Below are 10,773 nucleotides of genomic sequence, written 5' to 3' on the forward strand. Positions count from 1 at the left end.
GTCGAGGCCAGGTACTTCTCGGCCTTCTTGGCAACCTGACGCGGGTCGCGGCCGTAGATCTCGCCGTTCCGCGGGTTGTAGATGTCGAAGATGATGACGAGCGTGCGCTCGGTGCGGAACGGGTCGACGAACGCCGTCAAGATGTCCGGGATGAGCTGCAGGTCGGATTCGTGGATCGACTGGAAGCCGCGGATCGACGAACCGTCGAACAGCTGGCCCACCGAGAAGAACTCCTCATCCACGGTCGACGTGGATGTTGAAGTGCTGCTGGATTCCAGGAAGGTCGGTGAAGCGGATGTCGAGGAACTTGACATCCGTGTCCTTGATGAACTTCAGCACCTCAGACGAGTCGCTGAACAGTGGGGTGGACATAGGAGTTACTCCGTAAGGGCCTGTGGTACGGATCGGTTGCGGGGTGCAGCCGTCGGTCTGAGGGTAGGGGAGGGCGATTTCCCGAGGGTGACCGAATTGTTTCCGGCATGTTACGGCCGACGTCGGCCGTAGGGTAGATCGCGTGAGTGACCCGACCGAGCAACGCTGGCCCGGGGAGCGTCTCGGACTACCGGAGTCGGGTCCGCGATCGATCGCCCGACCCGCCCGCCGGATCACGGCCCTGGCGATCGACTGGGCGATCGCATCAGCAATTTCAGTGGCGTTCTTCTCGACCGGCCCGTGGCAGACGAACGGTTTCGTCACCCTCGGGCTGTTCGCCGGCATCCAGCTGTTGTTCCTGCTGGTGGCGAACGGCGGGGTCGGTCATCTGCTGCTCGGGATGCGCGTCGTGCCCCTCAATCCCGGGCGACTCGAGCTGTGGCGTCCGCTCGTGCGCACCCTGCTGGTGTGCCTGTTCGTCCCCGCGGTGATCTGGGATGCCGACCAACGCGGGCTGCACGACCGGGCAGCGGGCACGCTGCTCGTGCGGGTCTAGCGGGGCTGACTAGCGGGGTCGGGGGGCCCGAACGCGGTTCGGGTCGATGCCCTTCGGGATCGGAAGACCGTTCTTGCCGAGCGACTGCAGCCGGTTCGACACCGCCTGGATCTCCGACTTGTTGAGCGCCCGCTTGTACTTCGCCAGCGTCGGCACGATGCGGTGCAGCGACGTCGCCTCGGGGTCGCGGGCGTCGACGTAGATCAGGTGGACGGGAACCTCGGGCAGGATGCGGCGCACGTTGGCGCGCTCCTTGTCGAGCATCGGCTGCGTGCGGGTGCGCGGACCCTCGCCGATGAGCACGACGCCACCCTTGCCGACGGCGCGGTAGACGGCATCCTGGGTCTTGTTGAAGTTGATCGGAATCTCGTTGCCCGTCCAGGAGCGGCGCAGCGAGCTCTTGAGCACCGCGCCGACTGCCCCCGCTTGACCCTCTATCTGCGAGAAGGCGGCCTTCTCGGCACGGCGCCCGAGCACGATGAGGCTCAACAACACGCCGGCCAGAACACCGGCGACGATGTACAGGATCCACAGCACCGGGTTGCCTGCGCCGAAGATCACCGCCAGCACGATGCCGGCGCCGGTCGGTGCGAGGAAGGCCAACAGCAGGTACAGGACGATGGTGCCGTCGAAGCGGCGGGTCATCTGGAAGACCTGCCACATCTGCTTCAGACGGCCGGGTTCCTTCGCCGGAGCGGGGGTGGGGCGTGCCATGAGTTCTACGATACGGCCAGCTACGACACCGCTTGCGCGAACCCCAGCTCGGCGTCGGCGAGGTGCTGAAGGTGCGCCGGGATGTCGCGGCCCTTCGCCATCATCGAACGGGCCCACAGGCGACCGGCACGGTACGACGACCGCACCAGCGGTCCGGCGAGCACTCCGAGGAATCCGATGGCTTCGGCCTCATCCTTCATCTCGACGAACTCCGTCGGGTTCACCCAGCGGGCGACCGGCAGGTGCCGCGCCGAGGGGCGCAAATACTGGGTGATGGTGATGATGTCGGTGCCGGCATCGTGCAGGTCGTGAAGTGCCTGGCTGACCTCTTCGCGGGTCTCGCCCATGCCGAGGATGAGGTTCGACTTCGTGATGAGACCCGCTGCGCGCGCCTGGGTGAGCACGTCGAGGCTCTTCTCGTAGCGGAACGCCGGGCGGATCCGCTTGAAGATCCGCGGGACGGTCTCCACGTTGTGCGCGAATACCTCGGGTCGGCTTGAGAACACCTCGCCGAGCAGGTCGGGGTTGCCCGAGAAGTCGGTCGCCAGGATCTCGACGCCCGTGCCGGGGTTCGCGGCGTGGATGGCGCGCACCGTCTCGGCGTGCAGCCCGGCACCCTCATCCGGCAGGTCGTCGCGAGCAACACCCGTGACGGTCGCGTAGCGGAGCCCCATGCGGGTCACCGACTCAGCAACGCGACGCGGCTCGTCGGTGTCGTAGTCGGCGGGCTTGCCGGTGTCGATCTGGCAGAAGTCGCAACGCCGGGTGCACTGGCTGCCGCCGATCAGGAAGGTCGCCTCTTTGTCTTCCCAGCACTCGTAGATGTTCGGGCAGCCGGCCTCCTGGCACACCGTGTGCAGGCCCTCTTCTTTCACGAGGCTGTGCAGCGCGGTGTATTCGGGGCCCATCTTGGCGCGCGTCTTGATCCAGTCGGGTTTGCGCTCGATCGGCGTCTCGGCGTTGCGCGCCTCGAGGCGCAGCAACTTGCGGCCGTCGTGGCCGATTTGCGTCGCACTCATGCGGAAACTTCCGCAGGCGTCGCGGCGAGTGACGGGGCGAGGTTCGCGAGGAAGTGCTTCTCGATCAGCGGAACGACGTCTTCGGGGGTGACCTCTCGGCCCAGCTCGCGGCTGATGCTCGTCGCCCCGGCTTCGAGGATGCCGCACGCGATGATCGCCCTGTACGCGTCGAACGAGTTGGAGCAGTTGAGCGCGAAGCCGTGCATGGTGACGCCGTCCGCGACCCGGATCCCGATCGCGCCGATCTTGTCGCGACCGCGGAGCCACACTCCGCTTCGGCCCTCGACGCGTTCGCCCGGGATGCCGAACTCGGCGAGCACGTCGATGAGCATCCCCTCGAGCCGCCGCACGTACGCGACGACGTCGATCGGGTCGGCGAGCCGCACGATCGGGTAGCCGACGAGTTGGCCCGGTCCGTGCCAGGTGATCTTGCCGCCGCGGTCGACGTCGATCACGGGGGTGCCGTCGGTCGGGCGTTCCTGAGATTCGGTGCGTTTCCCCGCGGTGTAGACCGACGGGTGCTCCAGAAGGAGGACGGTGCCTGGCGCCCTGCCGCTCGCGACGTCGGCGTGCACGGCACGCTGCATCTCAAGGGCAGTGGAATACGGCACGGAGTTGGCGCTTAGCCCCGCGACGACGTAGTCGACCACGTGACGAGCCTACCCGCGCCGCTCCTCCACCGCCGGGTCGGCGCGGCCGCGCTCACAGCCCTCGGTCAGCTCGCGAACGGCAGCGACGCCACCGGCAACGATCGGATGGTGGAGGATGTCGCAGGCTATCGGGTGCTGCGCTCAGCCGGGCGCGGCGATCGGGCCCGTCTCCTGCTCGGCTTCGACGACGGACGCACCGTCGTACTCAAGGTCAGCCCTGCGGGCGACGCGAGCGCCGCGGTCGAGATCGAAGCCCTCGGTCGCGCTTCTGGGGAGCACGTCGTCGAGCTCGACGACGTCTCGGGCAACGAGAACGAGACGGTGCTCGTTCTCGAACGTCTGCCGAACGGCACCCACGCCGAGCTTCTCGAACGGCGCCCTGCACTGGATGCCGGCGAGGCGGTGACGATTCTCGCGCCGATCGCGGCGACGATCGACCGCATCCACACTGCTGGAGTCGCCCACGGGAGGCTATCGCTCGCCGCGATCAGCTTTCGGGATGACGGAGCACCGACGATCACAGGGTTCGGGGGTGCTCAGATCTTCGCCCCCGACACGCCCGAGGTGGTGCGTGAGACCGTGCCGGGGGTTCTCGCCGACCGTGATTCGCTGCGCGGGATCGCGGTGATCGTGTTGGCCCGGGTCGTCGGCGCCCGGGCTGAGGCGGCGCGGAGGCTCGCTGCAGCGACCACGGACGCTACTCCGGGGGAGCTCGCCGAGCGACTCTTCGGCCTGGCGACGGCGGCCCCGGTGCGATTCGGCGATGGCGAGCATGATGACACCCTCGTCGTCGGCCGGATGGGCGAGCCCCGGGAGCTCGACCCGGTTGAGGAAGCCCCCGCCGTTGCGTTTCCGCCGTGGCTCACGACTCTGCTGCCCGAGTGGGTGCGAGAGCGCCTCGACGAACCTGTCGCGCGAGTTGTGGCGATCTGGTCAGGCTGGGAGCTCCGCCGTCGACGACTCGTGCTCGGTGCCCTCGTGGGCGGGCTCTCCCTGACGGTCGCAGTCATGCTGGTCCCAGCGCCACCCACCGAGTCGACTGCGGTGGCTGCGACGTCGGCGCCCACCCAACCGACGATCGCAGAGCCGGTGCTCCCCGACGATCCCGTCGAGGCGGCCATCCTGCTCCTGGAACTGCGGGATCGGTGCGTGCGCGACCTGTCGCTGTTGTGTCTCGACGAGGTCGTGCAGCCGAATTCCGCCGCGTACGCGGATGACGTGGCGCTCATCCGCGCTGTTCAGGCGGGCGGCGAGTACCCGGGCGGCGAGATCCTCGTCGGCGATCCGGTCCTGGTGGAGCAACTCGGTGACGCGGCACTGCTTGACCTGCCGCCCGGCAGCAGCCCGGCGTCTGTGCTGCTCATGCGAACGACAAACGGCTGGCGCATCCGGGATTACCTGGATGCGCCAGCCGTGTCGACTGAACCTGAGACGGCTGAGCCGGGTTAGATGCCGAGCTTGCTCGCGAAGTCGCCACTTTCGAGGCGAGCCTTGACCGCGCCGAGGAAGCGGGCGGCGTCGGCGCCGTCGACGATGCGGTGGTCGTAAGACAGAGCAAGGTAGACGGTCGAGCGGATCGCGATCGCGTCGAGCCCGTCGTCGGTCACGATGACCGGCTTCTTCACGACGATGCCGGTTCCGAGGATCGCAGACTGCGGCAGGAACACGATCGGCGTGTCGAACAGCGCCCCGCGGGAGCCGGTGTTGGTCACCGTGAAGGTGCCGCCAGAGAGCTCGTCGGGCGTCAGTTTGTTGCTGCGCGTGCGCTCCGCCTTGTCGGCGATCTCGGCCGCGAGCTGGGCGAGGTTGAGGTCGCTGGCGTTCCGCACCACGGGGGTGAGGAGGCCACGCTCGGTGTCGACCGCGATGCTCACGTTCTCGTGATCGGGGTAGACGATGCTCTCGCCATCGACGGTCGCGTTGATGATCGGGTACGCCTTCAGCGCTTCCGCTGCCGCGAGTACGAAGAACGGCAAGAAGGTGAGCTTCTGGCCGGTCTTGGCCTGGAACGCGGCCTTGACCTCGTCGCGGTAGTTCGCGACCTTCGTGACATCGACCTCGACGACGGTCGTCAGTTGGGCGAGCGTCTGCATCGACAGCACCGCGCGCTCGGCGACGACCTTGCGCAGGCGTGACATCGGCACCGTGGTTCCGCGCAGCGGCGACACCTCGAGCACGGGAGCCGCCGCAGCGGACGGGGCTGCAGTCGAGACCGCGGGACCGCCGGCGGCGAGCACATCCTGCTTGCGGATGCGTCCGCCGACACCTGTACCGGTAACCGCGGCGAGATCGATGCCCTTGTCGTTCGCGAGCTTGCGCACGATCGGAGTGACATAGCCGGCGTGTGCGTTCGTGCTGGCGGCGGCAGGCACCACAGGGGCTGGGGCTGGGGCCGCTACCGGGGTGGGAGCTGGTGCCGGGGCCGCTACCGGAGTGGGAGCCGGCGCAGGTGTCGCAGCGGGCTCCGGAGCGGGGGCTGCTGCCGGCGCCGGGACGGGTTCAGAGGCCGGGGCAACGGGCTCCGGGGCGGGCTCCGGAGCCGCGGCGGGAGCGGGCTCCGCAACGGGTGCCGGCTCGGCAGCCGCGGGCGCCGGGGCCTCGGCCGGAGCTGCGGCGCCCGAACCGTCGCCGATGGTGACCAACACCGCACCGACCTCGACGGTCTCGTCTTCCTGCACGAGGATCTGCTCGATCACGCCCGCGACGGGCGACGGAATCTCGGTGTCGACCTTGTCGGTCGAAACCTCCAGCAGAGGCTCGTCGACCTCGACGCGGTCGCCGACCTTCTTCAGCCAGCGGGTGACGGTGCCTTCCGTGACGCTCTCGCCGAGTGCCGGGAGGGTGACCGATTCGCTCATCAGGGGTGCTCCTTCGAAGCCTGTGTGGATAGCTTAGCTGCGCGGAATTTGCGCGGGTCAGATGCCGTGCAGCGGCTTGCCCGCGATGGCGAGGAATGCCTCACCGAGGGCTTCGTTCTGCGTTGGGTGCGCGTGAAGGTACGGCGCGATGTCTTCCGGGTATGCCTCCCAGTTCACGGCGAGCTGGGCTTCACCGATGAGCTCGCCGACGCGCGCTCCGATCATGTGCACGCCGAGCACGGGGCCATCCTTCTGGCGAACGACCTTGACGTTGCCCGAGGTGCCGATGATGTGGCTCTTGCCATTGCCGGCCAGGTTGTAGTCGTAGGTGGCGATGGCATCCGCGCCGAACTTCTCGACGGCTTTCGCCTCGGTGAGGCCAATGGAGGCCACCTCGGGGTCGGAGTAGGTGACCTTCGGGATGTTGACGTCGTCGACGACGATCGGGTTCAAGCCCGCGATCTCTTCGGCGACGAAGATGCCCTGCTGGAAACCACGATGCGCGAGCTGCAGACCGGGAACGATGTCGCCGACGGCCCAGACGCCCGGGATGTTGGTGCGCAGTCGTTCGTCGGTGAGGACGAACCCGCGGTCCATCGTGACGCCGACCTCTTCGAACCCGAGGTTCGCGGTCGCCGGCCCACGACCGACGGCGACGAGCAGCAGCTCGGCGTCGACGGTTTCGCCGTTCTCGAGCGAAACGACGACGCCCGACTCGTTCTGGGTGACGCTCGAGAAGCGCACACCGGTCTTAAACTCGATGCCGCGCTTACGGAACGCGCGCTCGAACGCCTTCGAGATCGCGATGTCTTCGTTCGGAACGAGGTTCGGAAGCGCCTCGATGATGGTGACCTCGGTGCCGAACGAGCGCCAGACGCTCGAGAACTCGACGCCGATCACTCCGCCGCCGAGAACGGCGACCTTCTTCGGCACGAAGTCGAGCGCGAGGGCCTGCTCCGAGGTGATGACCCGGCCGCCGATCTCAAGACCGGGCAGCGAGCGGGAATATGACCCGGTCGCGAGGATGACGTTCTTGCCGGTGACGGTCACGTCGCCGACCTGCACGGTCGTGGGGGAGGTGAGACGCCCCTCGCCTTCGATCGTGGTGATGCCGCGGGCCTTGATGAGACCCTGCAGGCCTTTCCACTTGCTGGCGACGACCTCTTCGCGGTAGGTCGTGACGCCGGCGATGTCGATGCCGCCGAATGTCGCGGTCACGCCGTACTTGGCGGACTCCCGGGTGACATCCGCGACCTCGGCTGCGTGGAGCAGCGCCTTGGTGGGGATGCAGCCGACGTGCAGGCAGGTGCCGCCGACCTTTGCTTTTTCGATCAGTCCGACCGTGAGGCCCAACTGGCTGGCGCGCAGTGCGGCGGCGTAGCCACCGCTTCCTGCGCCCAGAACGACAAGGTCGAAGTTCTGCTCGGACACCCGGCGACTCCCTATATGCGTGCGTATACGGGCCAAGACAGAGGTGGCGTGCGGCCCAGAAGAGCAAGGTGTTCCTTGCCACCTAGACCCTACTACGGCGCGGAAAAGTCTTCCGCGAGACGCAGCAGCGTGCGCACCGTGGTTCCCGTGGGTCCCTTGCCGATTCCGCCGTAGGGACTTCCCGGATTGTTGGCGACGCCCGCAATGTCGAGATGCGCCCACGGGATGCTGCGTTTCCCATCTCCTTCGCCGGTGCTGCCGACGAACGTCTTGAGGAAGTGCGCGGCGACGAGCATTCCGCCGCTCGTGTTGCCGACCTTCGCGTTGGCGATGTCGGCAACGTCGCTATCGAGCAGCGAGCGCAGTTCGGGGGGCATGGGCATGTGCCAGAGCATTTCGCCGACCGCGGAGCCCGCCGCGATCAGCTTCTTCACCATCTCGTCGTCGCCCATCACCGGGGCGTAGCGCTCGCCCATCGCGACCCGAGCGGCACCGGTGAGGGTCGCGATGTCGACGATGGCATCCGGTTCTTCTTCGCTCGCCGCGACGATCCCATCGGCGAGCACCAGGCGGCCTTCGGCGTCGGTGTTGAGCACCTCGACGGTCGTGCCGCCGCGCATCCGAAGCACGTCGTTGGGGCGCGCCGCGGCACCGGAGGGCATGTTCTCGGCGATGCACAACCACGCGGTGAGGCGCACCGGCAGTGCGAGCTTCGCTGCGGCGGCGATGACGGCGAGCGCGGTGACTGCTCCCGTCATGTCGTACTTCATGCCGACCATGCCGGCCGGAGGCTTGAGCGACAGGCCGCCCGAATCGAAGGTGATGCCCTTGCCGACGAGGGCGAGGTGACGGGTGGCGCCCGCGGGGGTGTAGCGCACGACGACGAGCCGTGGTGGGCGCACCGAACCGCGCCCAACGGCGAGGATGCCGCCATACCCGCCGGCCTCCAGTTCGGTCTCGTCGAGCACTTCGACCTCGAGGGGGAGCCCGTGTGCGATGTCGACGACGGCGGCGGCGAGCGTCTCGGGGTAGAGATCGGACGGCGGCGTGTTCACGAGGTCACGCACGGTATGGATCGCGGCCGCGACGACCGACGCGCGCTCGACGATGCTCGAAGCGTCGGCTGCGATGGCTGGCGGCACGTGAACGACGATGTCGTCGGCGGGGGTCTTCGTCGTGCCGATCGTCGATACCCGGTAGCCGGTGTAGGCGTAGGCGCCGATCGCCGCGCCTTCGAGAACAGCGAGCGCCTCGGCACCATCGGTGACCGGAAGCGCGAGAGCGAGACGCTCGATACCCGTGAGCTGTCGGGCGGCCGACCCGGCGGCGTAGCGCAGCGAATCGGGCGTGATCTCTCCGGCCCCGAGACCGATGAGAGCGATGGATGCCGTGCTGCCGTCGAGCGCGGGGAGGCGGCGGAATTCGTCGACACCCCCGGTGGCCGCGATCCCGGCGAGCGCGCTCGCGACCGACGGGAAGGCGTCGCCTTCGACCGCAAGGCGGGGTCCGTCAGCGGTCTTCCGGACCCCGAGCACCAGCACCTCCGCGGGAGTGTTGAGCGGATCGGAGGAGGAGATCGAGAGCACCGGTACGGCCATCGGGCCATGCTAACCGCGTGTTCGCTCACGGCTTCACCGGCGGTGCGCCGTTCTCCTGCGGGAGCGGAGGCCCCGGAAATAGAATCTGAGCATGCGAGATCCGGGCGGCCTGTACGACCTGTCGGTCGAGGCCGGCCAGGTGCCACGCGATCTGCACCTCGTCGCGGGACTGACCGGCTTTGCCGATGCGGGCGGTGCCGTCAGTCAGGTGAGCCAGTACCTGCTCGCCAATCTTCAGATGAGTGAGGTCGTCGCGTTCGACACCGACGCGCTGCTCGACTATCGCGCCCGACGCCCGACGATGTTCTTCGATCAAGACCATCTGAGTGAGTACCAGCCCGCAAAACTGTCGCTCTACCTGGCCGAAGACGAACTCGGCCAGCCGTTTCTGTTCCTCACCGGTTTCGAGCCCGACTTCCAGTGGGAGCGGTTCACCGCCGCCGTCGTTCAGCTCGTTGAGAAGTACGGGGTCAAGGACACGACATGGGTGCACGCCATCCCGATGCCGACTCCGCACACCCGGCCGATCGGGGTCACGGTGAGCGGCAACCGGCTTGAGCTGATCGACCAGCTCTCGGTCTGGAAGCCGCGTACCCAGGTGCCGTCGAACGCGCTGCACCTGCTCGAGTATCGGCTGCAGCAGCTCGGGCACCCGACGGCGGGTTTCGTGCTGCTCATTCCGCACTACCTGTCCGACACGGAGTTCCCGCAGGCCGCGGTCACCGCTCTCGAGAGCATTAGCGCCGCCACCGGCCTGATCTTCCCGACCGACAAGCTGCGCGAAGAGAACCGCGACTTTCTGGCGAAGGTCGACGACCAGGTTCACGGCAACCAGGAGCTCGAGCGACTCGTCGGCGCCCTCGAGCAACGGCACGACAGCTACATGGAAGAGAACCCGCTCCCATCGCCGCTGATGGATTCGAGCGGCGAGCTGCCGACGGCCGACACGATCGCCGCCGAGCTCGAGAAGTTTCTCGCGAACCGGCGCGACAACGACCTCTGACTTCGCGACGTCTACATCTGCGCCCGCGTGCAAGCCGGGGGTGCAGGAGTGTGAGAGACTAATTCTTCAAGACCCGGTCGGGTCCCCGAAAGTTTCTGTTGGAAACGCGGGGGACTTGACAAGGGTCTTAGTAATGCCCGGAATTGCCGGCCCGAAAGGGTCGCGGAAGGGAACCCGAATGGCCCCGAGATCCACCACGAAGACCGCGGACGCAACGTCCACAGCGAAGGACACCGTGCCCGCCGAGGTGAAGACCGCGACCAAAGCCGCCAGGAAGGCTCCCGCAGTTAAGGCGCCGGCGAAGGCTCCCGCTACGAAGACTGCTGCCAAGCCCCCGGCTGCGAAGGCTCCCGCCAAGACTCCGGTCGCAAAGACTCCGGCCGCGAAGACTACGGCCGCGAAGACTACGGCCGCGAAGACTACGGCCGCGAAGGCACCTGCCGCCAAGGCCTCCCGAGCTAAGACCGCCCCCGCTGGCGAGTCCGATGTCGACGACGACATCGAAGATGTTGAGATCGACCTGACGGAGGTCGAAGAGATCGAGGTCGACGGCGAGGTCGTCGTCGATGACG

General features: G+C 67.6%; 9 protein-coding genes and 2 pseudogenes. 4 read left to right on the plus strand and 7 right to left on the minus strand.

Annotated features, from left to right (window positions below):
* Nucleotides 1–360, minus strand: a pseudogene (locus RMO30_RS11470) (glutamine synthetase beta-grasp domain-containing protein); the annotation flags it as partial.
* A gap of 154 nt (nucleotides 361–514) precedes the next feature.
* Here RMO30_RS11470 and RMO30_RS11475 point away from each other — a divergent pair.
* A complete protein-coding gene (locus RMO30_RS11475; RefSeq protein WP_309713530.1) occupies nucleotides 515–928 on the plus strand; it encodes an RDD family protein in 414 nt (137 codons plus the stop codon).
* Between the two features lie 9 nt (nucleotides 929–937).
* Here the strand turns inward: RMO30_RS11475 and RMO30_RS11480 are convergent, their stop codons facing one another.
* The 3 genes from RMO30_RS11480 to lipB are packed head-to-tail and all read right to left on the minus strand — an operon-like array spanning nucleotide 938 to nucleotide 3,311.
* Complete coding sequence (locus tag RMO30_RS11480) at nucleotides 938–1,642, minus strand: DUF4191 domain-containing protein (RefSeq protein WP_309713531.1); 705 nt, start codon at nucleotides 1,640–1,642, stop codon at nucleotides 938–940.
* Between the two features lie 20 nt (nucleotides 1,643–1,662).
* Nucleotides 1,663–2,661 (minus strand): lipoyl synthase, encoded by a 999-nt coding sequence (lipA, locus tag RMO30_RS11485; protein WP_309713533.1) that lies wholly within the window; start codon nucleotides 2,659–2,661, stop codon nucleotides 1,663–1,665.
* Nucleotides 2,658–3,311, minus strand: coding sequence for a lipoyl(octanoyl) transferase LipB (gene lipB / locus RMO30_RS11490; protein WP_309713536.1), 654 nt, complete (start codon nucleotides 3,309–3,311; stop codon nucleotides 2,658–2,660). The genes lipA and lipB overlap by 4 nt, the downstream gene beginning before the upstream one ends.
* On the opposite strand from lipB, the gene RMO30_RS11495 reads away from it, so the two are divergent.
* Nucleotides 3,312–4,760: a protein kinase domain-containing protein gene (locus RMO30_RS11495; RefSeq protein ID WP_309713538.1), complete on the plus strand. Its 1,449-nt coding sequence runs from the start codon at nucleotides 3,312–3,314 to the stop codon at nucleotides 4,758–4,760.
* Here the strand turns inward: RMO30_RS11495 and sucB are convergent.
* The 3 genes from sucB to RMO30_RS11510 form a co-directional block, all read right to left on the minus strand.
* Complete coding sequence (sucB, locus tag RMO30_RS11500) at nucleotides 4,757–6,169, minus strand: 2-oxoglutarate dehydrogenase, E2 component, dihydrolipoamide succinyltransferase (protein WP_309713540.1); 1,413 nt, start codon at nucleotides 6,167–6,169, stop codon at nucleotides 4,757–4,759. The two genes, RMO30_RS11495 and sucB, sit on opposite strands and share 4 nt — an antisense overlap.
* Before the next feature lie 57 nt (nucleotides 6,170–6,226).
* The gene (gene lpdA / locus RMO30_RS11505) at nucleotides 6,227–7,600 is read right to left on the minus strand and encodes a dihydrolipoyl dehydrogenase (RefSeq protein ID WP_309713543.1); all 1,374 of its coding nucleotides are present in this window, start codon (nucleotides 7,598–7,600) and stop codon (nucleotides 6,227–6,229) included.
* A 92-nt stretch (nucleotides 7,601–7,692) separates the two neighbouring features.
* Nucleotides 7,693–9,198, minus strand: coding sequence for a leucyl aminopeptidase (locus RMO30_RS11510; protein WP_309713546.1), 1,506 nt, complete (start codon nucleotides 9,196–9,198; stop codon nucleotides 7,693–7,695).
* Between the two features lie 91 nt (nucleotides 9,199–9,289).
* Between RMO30_RS11510 and RMO30_RS11515 the strand changes: the two genes are divergently transcribed.
* Nucleotides 9,290–10,201: a PAC2 family protein gene (locus tag RMO30_RS11515; RefSeq protein ID WP_309713548.1), complete on the plus strand. Its 912-nt coding sequence runs from the start codon at nucleotides 9,290–9,292 to the stop codon at nucleotides 10,199–10,201.
* Nucleotides 10,202–10,379: 178 nt separating this feature from the next.
* Nucleotides 10,380–10,773 (plus strand): annotated as a pseudogene (locus tag RMO30_RS11520) (hypothetical protein); the annotation flags it as partial.

The sequence above is a fragment of the Pseudolysinimonas sp. genome, assembly GCF_031389465.1.
Classification (GTDB): domain Bacteria; phylum Actinomycetota; class Actinomycetes; order Actinomycetales; family Microbacteriaceae; genus Pseudolysinimonas_A.